Source organism: Paenibacillus sp. FSL H3-0469 (genome assembly GCF_038051945.1).
Lineage (GTDB): Bacteria > Bacillota > Bacilli > Paenibacillales > Paenibacillaceae > Paenibacillus_AQ.
In genome coordinates this window covers 6494979-6514207 of record NZ_CP150302.1, presented here as the reverse complement: position 1 = coordinate 6514207, position 19229 = coordinate 6494979, and the positions used below count along the sequence as shown (strand labels likewise).

Here is a 19229-nt window from a genome sequence, read left to right as displayed (position 1 = left end):
CTCCTATTTTAACACAGCTGTCAAAGAAATAGACGTTTTTTATTAAAATCGTGTACAATGAGTTGAAGTGCCGGTTACAAATTTTTCTTCACAAAGGGGTCGTTTAAATCTATGCTGCCGCTGTACAAAAAATATTGGCGCACCTTTTTCGACATTGGACTGCTTGTTCTAACTGTATATTTAGTGATGCTCAGCTTCAGCAAATTGTACCAGCTGGCTGCGCCGGTGTTCCTGTCCTTTTTTGTATTTCTGCTGATTGAGCCGCTGGCCCGCTTCCTGAACCGCAAGGGAATGGCCAAGCCCTTCGCGTCCGCGATCTCCGTGGTCCTCTTCCTGGTCATCCTGCTGGGCGTACTGTTCGGTGCCGGACTGCTGATTACGACCCAGGCGATTCACCTCCAGAATAATCTGCCCAAATATACATACGTGGTCCAGCAGCATTTCGCAGAGACTACGACTTATCTTCAGCACAAAATCGATTCGCTTCCATCCGATGTGACGGATAAGCTGAACGGCTATTTCACAGATGCCACCAATATTCTCTCGAAGTGGATGGTCGCCTTCTTTAAGTATATGGTCGGAGTGCTTGGCTCTTTCTCTTCCTTTATGGCTAACTTCGGGATTGCGATCATTCTCGCCTTTTTCCTCAGTATGGAGATTAAGGACTGGCGCCGGATTGCCCACGAGAAGCTGCCGAAGACGTTCAAGACAGCCTACGCCTTCCTGCAGGGAAATGTGTTCAGGGCGATCGGTTCTTATATCAAAGCTCAGATGATTCTGATCAGCATCACCTTCATTATTATTCTTGCCGGTCTGCTGATTCTCCGCACGGGCAATGTACTCACCATAGCGCTGGTCTGCGCCGTGGTCGATCTGCTGCCGCTGCTCGGCGTACCTGCGGTGCTGATCCCTTGGATCATCTATCTGTTCATTGTCGGCAATACGCCGCTGGCGATCGGGCTCATCATTCTGCTGGCTGTAGTAATGGTAGTTAGACAACTGTTGGAGCCCAAAATCACAGGGAATTCAATCGGTGTCTCCTCTGCCTTCCTGATGCTCTCCTTCGTGATTCTGTCCTCCTCCCTGTTCGGGATTGCAGGCCTCATTCTGTCGCCGATTCTGCTGATTCTGCTCAAGGAGCTGCTCCAGCAGGGATATCTCCAGCAGTGGATCTATCTGCCGCAGGAGGAGTTCGTCGTCTCGCCTTTCGCGGCCTCGGGGACATCTACGGCAGGCGGTCCCGGAAGCAGCGGAGACGGTCCGGCCGGAAATGCCGGGTCTAATGCTAATGTAGAGCCTGCCGGTCCAGATCCTCAGGCGCCGGTTGATCCGCCTTCCAGACCCGACAACAGCTCGAACACCTGACCGAACAGGCGGGTGGCGGCCTGCGGACTGTCTGGAGCCACATTCTCGATCGCCACAGACACCGCATATTTCGGCTGGTCCACCGGACCATAGCCGATGAACCATTGATTATTGCGGGGCGTGCCATGCACCAGCGTCTGGGCCGTTCCTGATTTGCCGGCGAGCGGCCAAGCGGAAGAATTCAGCATACGGCCTGTGCCCTCTGTGACTACGCTGCGCATCATGCCCAGCAGCATATGGGCAGTGGCCGAAGAGATCCGACCCTCCGGTGCTGGCGCCAGATGTCCCGGAAGCTCTTTAAGCGTCTGTCCATTGGCAAAAGCAACCCGCTGCAGAATCCGCGGCGCTCTCACCTCGCCGCCATGCAGCAGCGTGACGACCAGATTCGCCGCCTGCAGCGGAGTGATCCGCACATCACGCTGGCCGATCGCCGTCTGGACTCTCGCCCCGCCGTCATCCGGCAGGAGCGTAGTGAAGATCGTCCCTGGCTGCTCCCCGGCCAGCGGCCGCAGGAGTGGCAGTCCGAGCGTATTCTCCGCCTGCCACCCGATGCTCCGGCCCAGTCCCAGGGCAAGCGCGGTAGCTTGGAGCTTCATACCGCTCAGCCGCTCGGCCAGCGTAGCAAATACAGTATTACAGGACACGGCGAACCCTTGCTTAAGCGTAAGGGCGCCGTGTTTTTTGCCGTGCGGACAAGACAATCCGTATTTTCCATACGCTCCTGCACAGAAGAAGGACTCCTCCGGTGCGGTCAGCCCGGCTTCAAGTGCGGCAGCAGCCGTAACAATTTTGAAGATAGAGCCTGGAGCTGCCGCTTGTAGTGCACGGTTATTCCATTCTCCGCCTTGCGGGGAGACCTGCTGCGGATTGTAGAACGGCAAGGAGACCATCGCTGCGATATCTCCGCTCCGGCTGTCCATTACCACAATCGCCCCTTCCTTCACCCCTGCTTCCACCGCCAGCTGCTCAATGCTCTCCTGAAGCTTCAGATCAATAGTGGTATATAGAGACAGCGGGTAATAGGGGTTACCCGGCGCTTTGATTGTGATCGGGCTGCCCGGGACCCGTTTGCCGCGTGCATCCACCTGGGCGACAGCTTCCGTATGCCCAACACCCTGCAAGAGCGGCTCCAGCGTCTTCTCCAGCCCGTCTGTGCCGGTTCTTGGAATTCTCAGCCCTGTAGGGGATTGGGTGATAGCTGCACCCGAAGCTTCAGACAGATAACCTAGCCACTGACGGCCGGATGCAGACCCGTTATATCTGCGGGCAAAAGGCAGTGCCCTGACGCCTTCTATCTCAAGCGCCTCTACCTCTCTGGCCTGCGGCAGAGTCAGAGCCAGCGGACCGGTGCCTTGGCCGGAAGGCCAGAGCAGCGGCTCCTTTAGCCCTAGCCGTCTTGCCTGCAGCTGACTGTAGCTGACGCCAAGAATCTCAGCCAGCCGGTGAAGCTGCTGGTCATCGTTATATTCACCTGCACCATGAGGCTGGTGAAGCTCCTCCTCCGGCGGGAACAGCGCAGCGGTCCAGACCGTCTCTCCGGCCAGCGCCTCCCCGTTCTTCGCATACAGCCGCCCTCTTCCGCTATCCAGCACAGTCTCCCGCTCACTTTGCAGCTCGGCCATCTGAGCTACCGTGTAACGGGTGCCGCTTACTACGCTATCCTTCAGCAGCAGTTGTACCCAGGCCAGCCTGATCATCAGGCCCGCCAGCAGCATACACAGGATCAGGCATCCCCAAAATATACGTTTATGAATCAGCTTGTGCAATTGCTATTCCTCCATCAAGTGGGCTGCAGAACCATGGCTAATATTATACCCACCTCATGAAGCAAAATAACCCTAACGGGTAACCATGCTGATGCCTCATACACATTAGCAGTCCTTCACGTTTCTTCATCTGCTTGATTCTGGCGAGCGCCAGCTTTAGCCAGGGGGAGCGTGGATGTCGCGAGCCCCGAACCCGGGAATTGTAACCGGTTTTTCGATTACATCTGGTCCACACGCCACCATCCAGCGCAATGTGATCGGTTTTTCGATTACATCTGGCCCACACACCACCATCCAGCGCAATGTGATCGGTTTTTCGATTACATCTGGCCCACACATCCCCTATCGGCCCATTATTGTCAGTTTTTCGCATACAAAAAAACCGCATCCCATGAAGGAAAGCGGTCTGAAAAAGTTAGGCTCACACGTTGAACTTCGATAACCGCTCCCGCAGTCTGGAGGAAGCATTCTCCAGCTTACCGGAGAGGGTAACCAGATATTCGCTTACATTCTCCTGTTCTCCGGTCAGGGAAGCTACCTCTTCAGAGGCGGCCGAGGATTCTTCCGCGAATGAACTGACATTGCCTATAGTCTCTGACAAGACTTGCTGCGAGTGGTTCAGGCCGTCAATCGAAGAGGAGACCGAATCCAGCCTGGTGATCAGCTGATGCATCTGCCCCTGTACACTAGTGAAGATCTCACTGGTGTTCTGAACATAGTCCATCTGCTCCCCGAACAGCGGCGCAACCTCGGACAGGGCGTCTACCGTCTCATGCATATCCCGCATGATCCGGTCCGTAATCTCGCCCACAACGGCAATGGAACGCTTGGACTGCTCCGCCAGCTGGCGGATTTCATCGGCGACAACCGTGAAGCCCTTGCCCGCTTCGCCTGCCCTCGCTGCTTCAATAGTAGCGTTCAGCGACAGGATATTGGTCTGCTGGGTGATGCTCTGCATGACCTCCAGCACCTGAATCACCGATGAGGCGGTATCCTTAAGTTCATTCACCTTAAGAACCAGCTTGCCTGTCCTGTCGCCAGTCTCTTGGGTTCTGCCCAGCAGCTCCTGCAGCTTGACTACCCCTTCTGCACTGGCTTGCTCCACGCTGTGCGCAGTTCCGCCAATCTCATGGGCCACTGCAATGACGGCTTCCATCTTCTCCGAGATCTGAGCCGTCATCTCATTCCCCCGGTCCGCTTCCAGCGAGAGACTGCCTGCACCGCCGGCAATCTCTTCCGTGGCTGCAGCAATATCCTTCGCTGCCACCGCTGTGTCCCGGGAGGCATTGCCAAGGGCTTCCGCTGCTTCCGTAACTTCACGCGCGGTCTCATTGGTGTGGACGACCAGCTCTGTAATCTGCTCCATCATCAGGTTGAAGGAGCCGGACAGCTGGCCTATCTCATCACGGGTGACGACATCGGTGCGTACGCGCAGATCCCCGTCTGCGCCCTTGACCATCAGATCCCGCAGCCGTGACAGCGGACGCGAGACCATCCGTACCATCCAGAGTCCAATCAGCACGGCAACGGCGGCAGCGGCGGCCACTGCAATGTAGGTCGTGTTAAGAATCCGTCCCGCATCCTTGGTCAGATTGCCGGAAGGCACCACACCGAGCATCCTCCAGCCGGAGGTATGCAGTGTGCCGTAGACAGCAAGAATGGATTTGCCCTTCTCATCCTTGGTCGGCAGAGAGCCGGAGGTATCACTTAAGCCCTTGAACAGAGTGCCGCCCAGGCGCAGATAAGTGTCCGTTTCCTCTTGCTGGGAAGAGGCGATCAGCTCATCTGCGGACGTCAGCAGCTGGATATAGGAGCCCGGGCCCAGATCAACCATTTTCAGCTGGCTGTCAAGCTCTGTAGTCTTAATATCGCAGATTGCCAGATAACCGGAGTGACCCGCTTCCGCCGCTACAGACTTAGCGAAACGCACCACTCCTGCGGCCTCTCCCTGCTTCAACGCTTCGGTAATCCACTGGCTCTGCGGCTTCTCCTGCAACTGCTTGTACCATGCTGCATCACGGATCGCCTCCAGGAAATCTTTATCCACTTCACCAGCTCCGGCTGCGGGCAACACTTCATTCAGCGGAACCAGATACACTGCCTGCACCCCGGGTACAGCCGTGAGCCATTGATTGAGCTCCCCTTTAATCGTCTTGGAGAGCTCTGTGCGCTTCGCTGAATCTGCGGCTGCAAGACCTTCCAAGGCAATTGCCTGCTGAATATCATCATTGTAGAACAGCTGACCCAGATTATCTTCATAGCGCAGCAGGATCACATCCAGCTTCTCTGCCGCCTGCTCCACGGTCTGCTGATTAGCGGACAATGCATTGTTCTCAATCGTATGCCTGGCCACAGAGTAAGAAATATACCCCAGAGACAGCACAATACCCATGGTCGCGATGAAAAACACCAGAAAGAGCTGCATCCCCAGCGACTTGGAGGGATGCAGCCGAGTAAGAATAGATGTACTGCGAACTGTTGACTTGCTCAAAAAATCACCGCCGGATTCTATGTATTCTTGAACGGAAGGAGCCCGTTACAAGGTCATGAACATCTGAAGCGTCCGATCAGAAAGATAGGGAAGATATTCATGACCATACTCATGATATACCAACAGATCTTTTACGGCTGTGATTTTGTTGTATGCGGCAAGCTCTAGATTCTCCCGGGACCGGCATCATCGCCAACCTCTTCATGAGTCTCAATGACGTAATTAACGATTTCATGAGCGGTGGTGTAAGCAACACCAACATAGGTGTCCGCTGCCCCGTAATAGATGGCAATCCGTCCGGTATCCGCGTCACTCAGCGCAGCACAAGGGAAGAGGACATTGTTGACAAAGCCTCTTTCTTCATACCATTCTTCCGGTGTCAGCACGAAGTTGCGGGAGCGGTATTTCACTTTTGAAGGCTCATCTGCATCCAGAATAACAGCGCCCATGCTGTAGACAAGGCCGTTACAGGTCCCTGTTACCCCATGGTAGAACATCAGCCAGCCTTCCGAGGTCTCAATGGGCGCAGGGCCGCCGCCGATCTTGGTACTCTGCCACCAGCCTTGTCCGCCCTTGGTCATGACATGGCGGTGCTTGCCCCAGTACACGAAGTCTGGGCTCTCGCTGAGGAAAACATCACCGAACGGCGTATGTCCGCTGTCACTTGGACGGGAGAGCATAACGAAATTCCCGCCTATTTTCTTCGGGAACAGCACGCCGTTACGGTTGAACGGCAGGAAGGGATTCTCCAGACTGACGAAGCTCTTGAAATCCTGTGTCTTGGCAACGCCGATTGCCGCCCCGTAGAAATCCGTGCACCAGATGATGTAATAGGTATCCTCCACCTTTACCAGACGGGGATCATACGCGTAACGCGGCATGTATGGCTGGCCTGCTTCGTCCTTGAACTGGATCGGCTGCTCATCAATGACCCAATCCAGACCGTCCGCGCTGCGGCCCATCCGCAGATGGGGGCGGGTCGTGTTATCCTCAACGCGGAAGACTCCCAGAAAGCTGCCCTCGTAAGCGATCACCGCGCTGTTGAAGATACGGGCGACCCCTTTGGCCGGATTGCGCTTGATTACCGGGTTATCGCTATGTCTCCAGACCGGATTGTCATTCCCGGCAGGTCTGTCCTGCCAAGGCATATTCGGCAGGCTGTGGCTGCCAGTCAGTTTAACTTCTCTCATAATAGAATCCCTCCAATAATAGTTGCAGCAGCCGCTGCGATGGTGTGTTACTCCCCGGCTTGCCGCTTTATTTGACCGACCCTTGGGCGAAGCCGTTATAGATGTATTTCTGCAGCGCTACGAACGCGATCAGCGTCGGAATGATGGCGATCATAATCGCGGCGCAGATGACCTCCCACTGGGAGCCGTAAGGCCCTTTGAATTTGAACAGCGCGGTAGATACGACCTGCAGGCTGCTTTTTGGCATATACAGAAATGGGGTATAGAAATCATTGTAGATATTAACGCCCTTCACGATAATCACCGTCACAATGGCCGGACTCAGCAGCGGAAGAATGATTCTCCAATAGATCGTCCAGTAGGAGGCGCCATCCAGCATTGCCGATTCGTCAAGCGATTCAGAGATCGAGTCCAGGAACTGCATGAAGATATAGACAGCGATAATATCGGTCCCCAGATACATCAGAATCGGCGCCCAGCGGGTATTGAACAAGTCCAGGGCATTGATGATCTGAAAAGTTGCTACTTGCGTCGTTACTCCGGGAATCAGCGTAGCCAGCAGAAAAGCCCCCATCAGCGCCTTGCTGCCTCTGAATTTGAAGCGGGCCAGAATGTAAGCCATCATCGAGCCGGTAAGCGTAGCGCCCGCAATGGAAATAAGGACGATAATGATCGTGTTCATGAAGCCGAGCAGCATGTTTCCGTCTACGAAGGCTTTAGAATAGTTGGCGAAATTCAGCCAGTTCTCCGGCAGGGTCAGCGGACCGGTTGAGGCATACTCGGCATTGGTTTTCAGGGAAGCGAAGAAGACCACCACAATCGGTATCAATGCCATCAGCGCACCCAGCACCAGGGAGAGATATTTGAAGAAAGCCGCCAGGTTGTATTTCAAGGTATGCATCGCTCTATTTCTCCTCCTTGATCAGAATGCGCTGCAGGATGGTGACCAGAATCACAATACCAAGCAAGACCACAGCCATGGCCGAAGCCAGCCCCAGCTTGCTGTATTTGAAGGCCACATCGACGGTCTGGATGACAAAAGTACCGCTGCCGTTGGAGCCGCCGGTCATCACGTACGGAATCTCAAACACACCAATCGCCCCGCTGACCGCGAGGATCAGATTGAGCTGCAGGATGCGCTTGATGCTTGGAATGATGATATGCCGGAACTGATGCCAGCGGTTAGCCCCGTCTATCTCCGAGGCTTCATAGATATCGCTGCCGATCGAGGAGATTGCACCAAGGAAGATAATAAAGTTCATCCCCATGTAACGCCATACCGACGCAAAAGCGAGAGAGACATTAATGAGCTGCGGATTCAGCAGCCATTTCTGCTGGAGTGACGTAAGGCCGAGCAGATCAAGAATGGTATTAAGCGTGCCTTCCGGCTTGAAGAAGAACAGGAAGATGAATCCGATCGCCACACCGTTCAGCAGGGTCGGGAAGAACAGAATCCCCTTGAACCAGTTCTTAAGCCGGACATTGAAGCTCAGAATCGTCGCAAAATAAAGCGCCAGCCCCATCTGGACAAAGGTGGCGAAAAAGTAATACAAGCTGACCTTGAACACGGCGAAGTACTCCGGCTTGGTGAAGATCGTCTTGTAGTTGTCAAAGCCGATGTACTCCATATTTTTGCTTAGCCCGTTCCAGCTGGTGAAGCTGTACTGAAACATTTTAAAGACAGGTAAATAGGAGAACGTCAGCAGGAGAACTACGGGTACTAGCGAAAATAAAAAAATGATCAGAATCCGTTGATTTTTATAGCTCAGGTTAGACAATTTAGGCACGCTCCACACCTCCTGAAAACTTACTGCTCTTCACTGCGCTTCTATCCCTGAAAAAGTGAAGGGGATCATGCCTTGCCGGCATCTCCCCTTTCTTTTGATCTTTAATCTACTTGGCAGTGACAATTTTGGCTCTGGCTGCTTTCCATTTATCATTCAGTTCTTTCATAATGTCATCATAGGATTGCTTGCGGTTGCCAATTGCTGCTTCGATGATTACCTTCTTGAAGTCAGGCTGCCACAGGCCGATTTCCGCCTCTTTATCAATGGCATCCACCCAGCCTTCTTCACCGGCTTTGGCTGGAGCAAGCGTGTCGAAGGTAATGTCTGTGCCTTCAAACTGCTTGAGAATTTCAGGCAGCTCGGCTCCCTTTACCGGGCTCATGCCTCCCCCTTCAGTAGTCGGATAACCGGATTCATTAATGAACCAGTCCACCCATGCTCTGGCGGCTTCTTTATTTTTGCTGTGAATGCTAACCCCCAGATTATAGTCGTCAGACAGCGGAACCAGAATCTTGTCGGCATTGGTCGGGAATGGCATGAAGCCTACATCATCCGGGTTCGCTGCCAGTCCTTTGATCTGACCAATGGCCCAGGAGCCCAGAATCATCGTACCGATTTTGCCGTTCGCCAGATCTGCCTTGGAGGATTCCCAGTCGGTTGTAGTCGGGTCCTCTTCGATCAGACCCTCTTTGGCAGCATCGTACATTACTTTGTAGAGCTCATAGTGCGGCTGGCCTGGAACGAAGTTATCGTCGGAGGCTACCTGGCCGATGTTGACATATTCACGGTCTCCGGCAACGGTAGCCAGATCCGCTTCCCACTGAGTCAGCGTCCAGCCCGCAGCATAGTTCGTGTAGAGAGGAACGGCATCCGTCTTCTCCTTGATACTCTTGAGTGCAGCGGAGAACTGGTCGAAGGTTCTTGGAACCTCGGTCACTCCGGCATCCTTGAAGACCTGCTTGTTATAGATCACGCCGGAGAAGTTCACCGTAATCGGAATACCGTAGGAAATCCCGTCTACCGTCCGCTCTTCGAGGCCTGTATATTGCTGCTCCAGATCAGACTTTTTACCCAATGGCTCGAAGAAATCCGGCAGGTCTTTGATCGCTACGCTGGTAGGCAGGAGCAGAACATCTCCGTAATCACTGGTGCTCATGCGGATTTTGATCTGATCCTCGTAGTTCGACAAGGCTTCAAAATTCACTTTGACATTCGGGTATTTCTCGTTGAACTTGGCGGCGTAGTCTTTGAACACAGTATCCACAATATCCGTCCGCTGTGTAATTACCGTAATATCACCCTTGATATCTTTAGCTGCATCTCCCTCAGGAGCGGCAGTGGCCTCCACAGCGGTGCCTGTGTTCCCGCCTGCATTGGTTGCAGCCGCATTAGTGGCATTATTGTTGTTAGATGAACAGCCGGAGAATAGACCGGCCATCAGTGTCAGCGTTGCCAACCCGGTAACTGCTTTGGTTTTTTTCATCATATTTCTGACCCCTCTCTTCATTTAGAACGGAATAGTATAATAACAAAACAATAACAGTGAGATCCATTTTCCTACTACACAGAATTTAAATTATCCTCCATTCATCTAGAATCCCTTGTTGTTATCGCTTTCATTGCAATTATAGACCCTACCACTCCTTTAAACGATGGTTCCAATTGCTTTTTCTGGTCTTCTATTTGTTATTTTTGTTATTTAAAATATAGTGGCAGCAAAAACAAAACGTCTGCACAACCGCGAAAAAACACTACCCTGTCACTCCCTGAAGAAGTGAAATGGTAGTGCCAATGGGCTCTTTTCCTGTAAAGTGCGACGCAAGCTTATGATCTGTACCGGCTTTTATACTCCTTAGGCGTCATGCCGCACATTTTCTTGAATAGCTTATTGAAGTACACCGGATCGCTGTAGCCGACTTTGTCAGCAATCTCATAATTCTTCAGGTCCGGATGATGGAGAAGCAGCTTCTTGGCCTCCGCAATGCGGATGCCGATCAAGTAGTCGGTAAGGGTCTGACCTGTCTTATGCTTGAACAGCCTGCTGATATAACTCGCATTCATTCCCACGGCCTCAGCCAGCCGCTCAAGCTCGAAATTAAGACCGTAATCCTGCTCAAGAATGCTCTTCATCTGCTCGACTACATAATGCTCCCCGCCTTCGGAAGGCTGATGCGGCACTTCATCGGAGGGAGCAGCCGCAAGTGTCTGCCGGGCCGCTTCTACACTTTTGAGCAGATCATATAATTGTGCCTTATCTATGGGCTTCAGCAGATAATCAAGTACACCGAAGCGCATAGCCTTACGGGCATAGTCGAATTCACTGAAGCCGCTCAGCACTGCTATAGGCAGCTGCTTAAGATGTCCTCTCGCCGCTTCAATCAGCTGGAATCCATCCATTCTCGGCATCTTGATATCAGTAATAAGAAGATCAATCTCCTCCAGGCTTAGCTCCTGCAAATGGTTCCAGGCCTCAAGCCCGTTGCCGTACGAGCCGATCACCCTGACCTCCACATCCATTCTGGAAGCGATCTTCTCCAGCCCGCGGCGGATCACTTCCTCATCATCCGCAATCATGATCCGGATTACCACCCTATCGCCCCCGTCGTTTCATCTCTGATGATAGCGCTATCAATACAATTATAGACTCTGCATAACCATTAAAAAATGTGCCCCTATCCACTTTTATAGTCTTCAATTGACTTCATCCAATTCCCGCTTGAATTCCCGGCCGAAAAGGGTTATAACATGGTTATATATCGTTATCATTATAAACTAATATAATAATAACAATTATAAAAATTAACTCCAACACCAGCAAGCACTATTAAGGAGTGAACAAAACAAATATGAACAATGCAACCGAAGTATGGCGCACCCGGCTGGAAGCAGAGCTGAAAGACAATATTCTGGGCTTCTGGATGAAGCATACCCTGGATGATACTTATGGCGGCTTTATCGGTGAAATGGACAATCAGCTGCACGTGTTGCCCGGTGCGGACAAAAGCCTTGTACTGAATGCACGAATTCTCTGGACATTTGCAAGTGCTTACAACATGTACGGAACCGCAGATTATCTGGCTATGGCCGACCGTGCCTATGATTATCTCATTCAGCATTTCACAGATTCCGAATTCGGCGGCTTCTTCTGGATGGTAGATCAACACGGATCTGCTTCACAGCCCAAGAAACAAATCTATGGACTCGCCTTTGTCATCTATGCCCTGGCTGAGTACCATCATGCTACCGGCCGGGACGACGTCCTGCGCCAAGCCACCCAATTGTTCCATTTGATTGAGAAATACGGTTATGACCCTCTTCACAAAGGGTATATTGAAGCCTTATCGCGGGAGTGGGAGATGACCGATTCCCTAAGTCTCAGCACAAAGGATATGAATGAGAAGAAATCCATGAATACTCACCTGCATGTGCTGGAAGGGTATACCGGCTTGTACCGGGTATGGAAATCAGAGACACTCAGAAGCAAGCTGGCTGAGCTGATCGAAACGATGCTGGACCATATCCTGGATTCGGACGGCAAGCACTTCCATTTGTTCATGGATGAAGAGTGGCAGGTGAAGTCAGAGCATATCTCCTTCGGCCATGACATAGAGGGAAGCTGGCTGCTCTATGAAGCTGCGGAAGTTCTTGGAGATGAGGTCCTGCTTGAACGCGTGCGCAAGGTATCCCTGTCGATGGCCGAAGCTGCACTGGCTGAGGGGGTAGCGCCGGATGGAGGAATCTGGAACGAGGCAGATCTTAGCGGCTTCATTGACAAAGCCCGCGAATCCAGAGACTGGTGGCCGCAGGCTGAAGCCATGGTCGGATTCTACAATGCATATCAGTTAACCGGAGATTTGCGTTTTCTGGAAGCCGCTGAGAGCTCATGGAGCTTCACAGAGAAATATATTATTGATCATCAGCTGGGCGAATGGCACTGGGGAGTGGATGAATCCCTGCAGCCGCTGGCCCATGCACCGAAGGTCAGCGCCTGGAAATGCCCCTATCACAACAGCCGGGCCTGCTTCGAGATGATTAGACGGCTTGGCGAACCATCACATGTAGAGGAGACTATTCAATGAGCACAATCTTTGAACAACGCAAGCAGGCGTTAACGGAACGCTATGAGGCACTCATCACTCGCCCCAATGAGAAGCTGCCTTACGGCAACGGTATTTATGACCGCTACAAGTATCCCCTGCTCACTGCGGAGCACGCCCCCCTGATCTGGCGTTACGACTTCAATGAGGAGAGCAACCCTTATTTCGCAGAGAGAATCGGAGTGAATGGCGTATTCAATCCAGGAGCCATTGAACTGAATAGCAAATTCTACATCGTTGCCCGGGTGGAAGGTAATGACCGCAAATCCTTCTTCGCCGTTGCCGAGAGCAGCAGCGGTGTGGACGGCTTCCGCTTCTGGGATCACCCCGTAGTGCTTCCTGAGACCGCAGATCCGGATATCAACGTCTATGATATGCGCCTGGTACAGCATGAGGATGGCTGGATCTACGGCCTGTTCTGCACCGAACGCAAGGACCCGGACGCTGTCCCTGGCGATTTGTCCAGCGCCGTTGCGCAGTGCGGCATTACCCGTACCAAGGATCTCAAGACCTGGGAGCGTCTCGCCGATCTTAAGACCGGCTCGGCCCAACAGCGCAACGTGGTCCTGCATCCAGAATTTGTTGACGGCAAGTATGCCTTCTACACGCGCCCGCAGGACGGGTTCATTGACGCCGGTTCCGGCGGCGGCATCGGGTGGGGCTTATCGGAACAGATTGAGAACGCCGTTATCACCCGCGAGACGATCATGGACCAGCGCTACTACCATACCATCAAAGAAGTGAAGAACGGACAAGGTCCGGCCCCGATCAAAACACCGCTCGGCTGGCTGCACATCGCCCATGGCGTCCGCAATACGGCTGCCGGCCTGCGCTATGTGCTGTATGCCTTCTTGTCTGACCTTGCGGAGCCTAACCGCGTGACTCATGCCCCAGGCGGACATTACATTGCTCCAGACGGTGAAGAGCGCGTCGGCGATGTATCCAATGTTGTCTTCTGCAACGGCGTCATTGCCCGTGACAACGGCGAGGTCTTTATCTATTATGCCTCCTCCGATACCCGCATCCATGTAGCTGCCACCACTGTAGACCAACTGCTCGATTATGTCATGAATACTCCTGAAGATCCGCTTCGTTCCTATGCCTGCGTACAGCAGCGCATCGCTTTGATCGACCGGAATTTGCAGGTGAAATAACACACAAGCGGTACAACTCTTTATTGCGTAGTGGTATCAACGTGAGCACTTGGATGGACGCTCCGCTGTTTAAGCGGGATGCTATTCTTCCATCCTTAAAAAAGAAACAAAAAGTAAAATGGAGGTATCCTTTGGCTTCCGGAGATTTCTGCAAGTGGCTGTCGCCGCCCATAGAAAATCACTTCGGGGACAACCCCTTCAGTTTTCCATCTGGCCCGCTTCCGGCCGATTTAATGGGGCTGTCCCAAAAGTAACCTAGCCGAGACAGGGCTCTATCTTCAAAAGCTTAAATCTCAAAAAGCAGCGATTCTCTCATTATTGGAGAATCGCTGCTTCTTGAGTTTTTGGTCATTTGTAGCTTGTTTTAATACATTTGATTCCGTCTAAAAAGTAATGCTCCAGCGAAACGTATTTCTCTTCAACCAGAAACTGAAGTATGACGGTAAATACCGTCTCAAGGACGTTCTTCATTCGCTGGGAACAGAAGCAATTCAGCGTGCGGAAAACGGGTCGCTGCCGCCCAGCCAGCCAAATAAAGGGAATAGTCTCTCGTACCGCTTTGGCGATTTGACGAGAGGAATAGATTCGCTGGATGTAGGCGTAAATGATGACTATGGTAAGCATTTTGGGGTGATAGCTGTCACGGCCGCCACCGGGGTAGGCTGCGTCAAAGATGGCGTCGTCCAGCCGATGAACATTGGCATTTACGACACAAACGAAATGATGTTCTGGAATTTATTTCTTTTTTATGAATATTAAAAGGATTGTGGGCACATTTCCCGCTTAAACAGCGGAGAGGACGGACTGATTGCGGAAAAGCGATAGCGGTCGCCTTGCTCTCCGGATTTTTACCGCTAAGAGAAATAAATAAAATTCTTACGAGCACAGCGATTGTAGCAACGGTCCGTTCGCGGAGCGTCCGCACCACGTTCACAAGTTAATCCAACTCAAAAAAGAGGGTCGTCCCAAGCCATTTCATAGCTTTTGGATCAGCTTCAACCCCGCGGCTTCCCCACAGAGTCCCGGTGGACGATATCTGCGGAGATCAGAATTTTCTCCAACGGTGCAGCGGAATTCTGGATACGGTTCAGCAGCTTCTCTACAGCTGCCCGGCCCATAGCCTCCTTAGGCACATGAACGGTTGTAAGCGGAGTAACCCCCCGCAGGGAATCCTCGATATTATCAAAGCCTGTGACCGAAAGATCTGCGGGAATACTAAGCCCGGCTTCCCGCAGCAATTCACTGACATCGAGGGCTGTAAAGTCGTTCGCACACACAATTGCCGTAGGCAGGGTATCCGATTCTTTCCGGGTGGCTACCCAGCGTCTGAATTCGTCGCGGAGCATTTGGTCATCCATTCCCTCCAGCAGCAGTTCGTCACCTATGGCCGGGACCTTCAGATGATTCTCCTCCAAGGCGCTGCGGAACCCGATCCAACGGTCACGGAAGCTGCGGGAGTAACGGATATTGCCGATAAAGTGAAATAGAGTATGTCCGGTGCCTATCAGATGATTGACGAGCCGGGTCATGGAATCGATGTTATTCGCAAATACAGTATCACATGGAATTAAAGCATCCTCATGGTCGATCATGACCAGCGGGAGCCCGATCCGGTGCACTTCGAGCAACAGTGAGGTGGAGATCTGCCCTACTCCGATCAAACCAAGCAGACCGTCAGGATTGAGTACATTAACGAAATTGTCAGCCCGGTGCTCTGAAATAATCACCATGCCCAGCCCCTCCTGATCCAGCGCCAGCGCAATGCCATCGACGATTTTGCCCCAATATAGTGAATCTTGAGTCTGAGAACGGATATTGGGCATCAGCACCAGCACGGATTGCTTATTACGGTCTTGCTCTCCCGTCAGCGAACGGCGCTTCGGACTTTGTACATAGGCGTTTTTTTGGGTGAAATATCCCAGCTGAGAGGCGGCTTGAATCACCCGCTCCCGGGTGGTCTCATTGACCCCCTCCTTGCCGGAGAGCGATTTGGATACGACGAACTTGGAGACCCCAAGATGATCGGCTATTTTTTGCATCGTTACTTTTTTGGCCACAACAATACCTCCAGAATTTGATCTTGCTTGGTGTGCAGAGTCCGATGGTTACGGAGCAGACTGCTGACTCATACGCGCTTCCTTCCATTTCGCATTCAACTGGTCAAAGGACTTCTGCAGATCCGGTGCGGCGAGCACATCCTGAATATAATCGCCCGACCAGAAGCTCAGCTTCGTCCGGTTCGCCAGATCAATGAACGCATCCGTCTGCACCGTAGCCTCAATCAGCTTCGGATGATAGGAAAGGAACTCACTATATTGCTGTAAAGCGGGTTCGTCCGAACCCTTCGCCGGAAGAAACCCCCAATCTTTCGCATACGAAGTTTCTGTGATGAAATACTGAAGCCAAGCCATCGCAAGCTCTTTATGGCGGCTGAATCTGCTAACCCCCATGAACCAGTCGGGATTGAGTGCCGCATAATGGGCCGTACCGTTGTCATATGGAAAAGGAAAGAAGCCTATATCCTCTGGCGAAGCGCCTGCATCAATGATCTGCCGGATGGTCCAGTTCCCCTGCAGATACATGCCTGCTTCTCCCTTGGCCAGTCTGGATTTGGAGATCTCCCAGCTGTTGGAGAATAACTGCTCCTCGACATAACCCTTGGCCATCATCGTTCTGGCAATCCCCAGAGCCTGTCCCCATTCGTTACCGATCTGCCAGGGATTGTCCTCATGAACCATATCATTCAAATAATCGGGGTTCCCCGTCATATAATTAACCAGATTATTGCCCCACTCCCGCAGCGGCCAGACGGCTCCGTAATTCATATACAGCGGGATGATGCCCGCCTGCTTCAGCTTGGCACAGGCCGCGTAGAATTCATCAAGCGTCTGCGGCACCTGATCAATCCCCGCCCGCTCAAAAGCCTTCTTGTTGTATACGATCCCACTCGTGGTATTGCCTGTAGACATCCCGTATCGCTTGCCGTCAAAGGTTGCAAAGGTCGTGAACCGCTCCTGCGCCGCCAATTCCTCACTCAGCGGCTCGAAGAAAAGCTCCAGTTCCTTCGCAGGCAGATTGACCGGAAGCAACAGGACATCCCCAGTGTCCTTGGTGGACAAGCGGACCAGGATATCCGTGGCATAGCTGGAGAGACCCTCAAATTCCACCTGGGCTTCAGGATACCGCTTCCTGAATTCCTCCGCATAGCCCTTAAATGTTCCATTCTCAATCAGATCAATCCGGTTCGTCAGCATCACGATCGTACCGGACAACTCAGAAGGCGCTTCCTCTCCGGCAGAGGCAGCCGGAACCGGGGCAGGCCCTCCACTGCTCCGGCTGTTACAGCCGCTTGCCAGCAGTAGCAGCATCAGAAGCAGCACGGCATACACCGGAAAACGTACAATCATCCGTTTCAAGCCCATTCCTCCTCAAGGGGTCTCCCCTTCAATTAAGGGAGTAATTCCCGGCAGCGGCAATGACAAAATTACATCCGTACCCTCGCCAGGCTTGCTGAACACCTCAATCCCATAGGCCGGACCATAATGAAGCTGAAGGCGCTGGTGCACATTTGCCATCCCAATCCCTCCATTAATGCTCTTCTTCGGAGGGGCTTCATGCCGGAGTCTCTCCCTCAGCTTATCCAGTGTAACCTGATCCATTCCACAGCCGTCATCACGGATATGGAACAGAAGCCTCTGCTCTGTATACTCACACTTGATGCTCAGATGCATCCGGGACTTGGTATCATCCAGCCCGTGATACGCAGCATTCTCAATAATCGGCTGAAAAACCAGCTTAATCATGGAATAGTTGTCAAGCGCCTCGGGAACATCCATTGTCAGCTCAAATCTGCCGGGATACCGGCTGCCCAGCAGCTCCACATAGTTTCGCACATACAGCAGCTCCTGCTTCATCGTTGCCCAGCCGGTCAAGTCACTGGTGCTGTAGCGGAGCAGCTTCCCCAGAATGGAGATCATATCAGCGGCCTCCACATCATCATTAATCTCTGCGGTCATCCGGATCGTTTCTAGCGTATTGTAGATAAAATGCGGATTGATCTGGCTCTGAAGCGCCTGAAGCTCCGCCACCTTCTTCTGTTCCTCAATCTGGTAAATATCCTGGATCAGTTGACGAATGCGGGCCAGCATACGGTTGAATTGATGCCCCAGGAGACCAATCTCGTCACGGCGTTTAATGCGGAAGGTCACATCGAGATCGCCGCCCTGCACTTTTTTCATCAGCTGGATCATTTGGGTCAGCGGCTTGGTCAGGGCAAACGACAGAATGAGCGAGATGATCAGGGCCAGCACAATGATGATTAGAGTAGCGCCTATAGTCGCATTGCGGGTCAGCTTCACTCCACGGGTCAATTCGTCCACCGGTATGGAAATAATCACCTTCCAGTTCGTCTTGGTTGAGCTTGAATAGATATTAAGACGGTCCTTGCCGGATACAGTGTCATAAAAGCTCCCCGAGCTCCCTTCTGCAGCACGGAACAAGGAGGACCGGGAAATATCCGCAGTCAGCAGCTTCTGCTCACTGTCATAGATGACTTTGCCTGACTGATCCACAAGGATCGATTTCCCCCGGGTCACCTTGTCCAGCTCCGCCACCTGATTCTCCAGATTACTGAAGTTAGCCTCCACCGCGATCAGGCCGGCTGGCTTCCATAGCCCGTCCAGAATGGGACGCACCACTGTAAAGGCATACCGGGTACTCTGCAAATTACTTGTATATGCCTGCGTTCCCAGAAGGGTCGCTTCTCCGCCGGAGCCCTTTACCTGCTCGCTCCAGAACCTGTAGCTCTGTTGCAGATCCAGCCGGACGCCCCCATCCTTGGCAGAATAGTAACCATTCCCGTAGGCATCAAAAATATAGACCGAATTGGTTCCCCGCTTAATATTGTTAATAAATGAAATATTCTCTTCGATACCCCGCTGAATGGACAGCAGAAGATCCAAATCGCCGGGAGCCACCCGAGCCGTGTCCTGCTTGCCTTCCATCATCTGCTTTTGCTCATAATAGCGGTTCGAGCGGATCAGATTCTGCTTAATCTCATTGACGTAGGCGGGCATGGAAGACATCCGTTTCATATCTTCTATGTAATCATCGATGGAATCCATCATTTGATCGATCAGCTTCTCGGAATAGGCGATTGTGTTCGCCTGGATGGATTCCGAGTAGCTCTTGAAGCTGATCACACTGATGAATGATAGCGGGAGCGTAATAATGACGAGAAAGACCAGGAACAGCTTGCGCTCCATGGACATATCCACGATATAAGACCACCAGTTGTTATTGCGTGCTGCTCTCATTCGGCCTTCTCCCTGGTTCAGATTACATAACTAATTCAGCAAACAACAATAACAAAACCCTAAC

Annotated in this window: 15 protein-coding genes and 1 pseudogene; 4 read left to right on the top strand and 12 right to left on the bottom strand. The window is 52.4% G+C overall.

Going from position 1 to position 19229, the window contains the following annotated elements; genetic code table 11:
* Positions 1 to 111 precede the first annotated feature (111 nt).
* Positions 112 to 1365, top strand: a complete 1254-nt coding sequence (locus NSS83_RS28475) for an AI-2E family transporter (protein ID WP_341187715.1) — start codon at positions 112 to 114, stop codon at positions 1363 to 1365.
* Here NSS83_RS28475 and NSS83_RS28470 read toward each other — a convergent pair.
* Entirely contained in the window at positions 1314 to 3131 is a 1818-nt protein-coding gene (locus NSS83_RS28470) for a penicillin-binding transpeptidase domain-containing protein (RefSeq protein ID WP_341187714.1), read from the bottom strand. The genes NSS83_RS28475 and NSS83_RS28470 overlap by 52 nt on opposite strands.
* Positions 3132 to 3306: 175 nt before the next feature.
* Between NSS83_RS28470 and NSS83_RS28465 the strand changes: the two genes are divergently transcribed.
* Positions 3307 to 3573, top strand: a complete 267-nt coding sequence (locus NSS83_RS28465) for a hypothetical protein (protein ID WP_341346969.1) — start codon at positions 3307 to 3309, stop codon at positions 3571 to 3573.
* Here NSS83_RS28465 and NSS83_RS28460 read toward each other — a convergent pair.
* The 7 genes and pseudogenes from NSS83_RS28460 to NSS83_RS28430 all read right to left on the bottom strand — a co-directional run bounded on the left by NSS83_RS28460 (position 3553) and on the right by NSS83_RS28430 (position 11188).
* Entirely contained in the window at positions 3553 to 5622 is a 2070-nt protein-coding gene (locus tag NSS83_RS28460; protein WP_341346968.1) for a methyl-accepting chemotaxis protein, read from the bottom strand. The genes NSS83_RS28465 and NSS83_RS28460 overlap by 21 nt on opposite strands.
* A 45-nt stretch (positions 5623 to 5667) precedes the next feature.
* A pseudogene (locus NSS83_RS28455) lies at positions 5668 to 5793 on the bottom strand (acetylxylan esterase); the annotation flags it as partial.
* Positions 5787 to 6812, bottom strand: coding sequence for a glycoside hydrolase family 130 protein (locus NSS83_RS28450; protein WP_341187711.1), 1026 nt, complete (start codon positions 6810 to 6812; stop codon positions 5787 to 5789). The pseudogene NSS83_RS28455 and the gene NSS83_RS28450, both read right to left, overlap by 7 nt.
* A 67-nt stretch (positions 6813 to 6879) precedes the next feature.
* Positions 6880 to 7713, bottom strand: coding sequence for a carbohydrate ABC transporter permease (locus NSS83_RS28445; protein ID WP_341187710.1), 834 nt, complete (start codon positions 7711 to 7713; stop codon positions 6880 to 6882).
* A 4-nt stretch (positions 7714 to 7717) separates the two neighbouring features.
* A complete protein-coding gene (locus tag NSS83_RS28440; protein ID WP_341187709.1) occupies positions 7718 to 8599 on the bottom strand; it encodes a sugar ABC transporter permease in 882 nt (293 codons plus the stop codon).
* Between the two features lie 106 nt (positions 8600 to 8705).
* Positions 8706 to 10082 carry an extracellular solute-binding protein gene (locus NSS83_RS28435; protein ID WP_341188113.1) on the bottom strand — a complete coding sequence of 459 codons (1377 nt, stop codon included), beginning with the start codon at positions 10080 to 10082 and terminating at the stop codon, positions 8706 to 8708.
* Positions 10083 to 10423: 341 nt separating this feature from the next.
* Positions 10424 to 11188: a helix-turn-helix domain-containing protein gene (locus tag NSS83_RS28430; protein ID WP_341187708.1), complete on the bottom strand. Its 765-nt coding sequence runs from the start codon at positions 11186 to 11188 to the stop codon at positions 10424 to 10426.
* 257 nt (positions 11189 to 11445) lie between these two features.
* Between NSS83_RS28430 and NSS83_RS28425 the strand changes: the two genes are divergently transcribed.
* The gene (locus NSS83_RS28425) at positions 11446 to 12678 is read left to right on the top strand and encodes an AGE family epimerase/isomerase (RefSeq protein ID WP_341187707.1); all 1233 of its coding nucleotides are present in this window, start codon (positions 11446 to 11448) and stop codon (positions 12676 to 12678) included.
* Entirely contained in the window at positions 12675 to 13850 is a 1176-nt protein-coding gene (locus tag NSS83_RS28420) for a glycosidase (protein ID WP_341187706.1), read from the top strand. Before NSS83_RS28425 ends, NSS83_RS28420 begins: the two co-directional genes overlap by 4 nt.
* A gap of 348 nt (positions 13851 to 14198) precedes the next feature.
* Here the strand turns inward: NSS83_RS28420 and NSS83_RS28415 are convergent, their stop codons facing one another.
* From NSS83_RS28415 to NSS83_RS28400, 4 genes are all read right to left on the bottom strand, one after another.
* Complete coding sequence (locus NSS83_RS28415; protein WP_341187705.1) at positions 14199 to 14474, bottom strand: transposase; 276 nt, start codon at positions 14472 to 14474, stop codon at positions 14199 to 14201.
* A gap of 371 nt (positions 14475 to 14845) precedes the next feature.
* The gene (locus NSS83_RS28410) at positions 14846 to 15907 is read right to left on the bottom strand and encodes a LacI family DNA-binding transcriptional regulator (RefSeq protein WP_341187704.1); all 1062 of its coding nucleotides are present in this window, start codon (positions 15905 to 15907) and stop codon (positions 14846 to 14848) included.
* 48 nt (positions 15908 to 15955) lie between these two features.
* Positions 15956 to 17257, bottom strand: coding sequence for an ABC transporter substrate-binding protein (locus NSS83_RS28405; protein ID WP_341188112.1), 1302 nt, complete (start codon positions 17255 to 17257; stop codon positions 15956 to 15958).
* 21 nt (positions 17258 to 17278) lie between these two features.
* On the bottom strand, positions 17279 to 19165 hold the full coding sequence (locus tag NSS83_RS28400) for a sensor histidine kinase (protein WP_341187703.1): 1887 nt from the start codon (positions 19163 to 19165) through the stop codon (positions 17279 to 17281).
* Positions 19166 to 19229: the final 64 nt, after the last annotated feature.

Excerpts from the sequence above, each read along its gene's own strand:
- NSS83_RS28475 (WP_341187715.1), top strand. The coding sequence starts at position 112 with ATGCTGCCGCTGTACAAAAAATATTGGCGCACCTTTTTCGACATTGGA.
- NSS83_RS28465 (WP_341346969.1), top strand. The coding sequence starts at position 3,307 with ATGTCGCGAGCCCCGAACCCGGGAATTGTAACCGGTTTTTCGATTACA.
- NSS83_RS28450 (WP_341187711.1), bottom strand. The coding sequence starts at position 6,812 with ATGAGAGAAGTTAAACTGACTGGCAGCCACAGCCTGCCGAATATGCCT.
- NSS83_RS28445 (WP_341187710.1), bottom strand. The coding sequence starts at position 7,713 with ATGCATACCTTGAAATACAACCTGGCGGCTTTCTTCAAATATCTCTCC.
- NSS83_RS28435 (WP_341188113.1), bottom strand. The coding sequence starts at position 10,082 with ATGAAAAAAACCAAAGCAGTTACCGGGTTGGCAACGCTGACACTGATG.
- NSS83_RS28425 (WP_341187707.1), top strand. The coding sequence starts at position 11,446 with ATGAACAATGCAACCGAAGTATGGCGCACCCGGCTGGAAGCAGAGCTG.
- NSS83_RS28420 (WP_341187706.1), top strand. The coding sequence starts at position 12,675 with ATGAGCACAATCTTTGAACAACGCAAGCAGGCGTTAACGGAACGCTAT.
- NSS83_RS28415 (WP_341187705.1), bottom strand. The coding sequence starts at position 14,474 with ATGCTTACCATAGTCATCATTTACGCCTACATCCAGCGAATCTATTCC.
- NSS83_RS28405 (WP_341188112.1), bottom strand. The coding sequence starts at position 17,257 with ATGATTGTACGTTTTCCGGTGTATGCCGTGCTGCTTCTGATGCTGCTA.
- NSS83_RS28400 (WP_341187703.1), bottom strand. The coding sequence starts at position 19,165 with ATGAGAGCAGCACGCAATAACAACTGGTGGTCTTATATCGTGGATATG.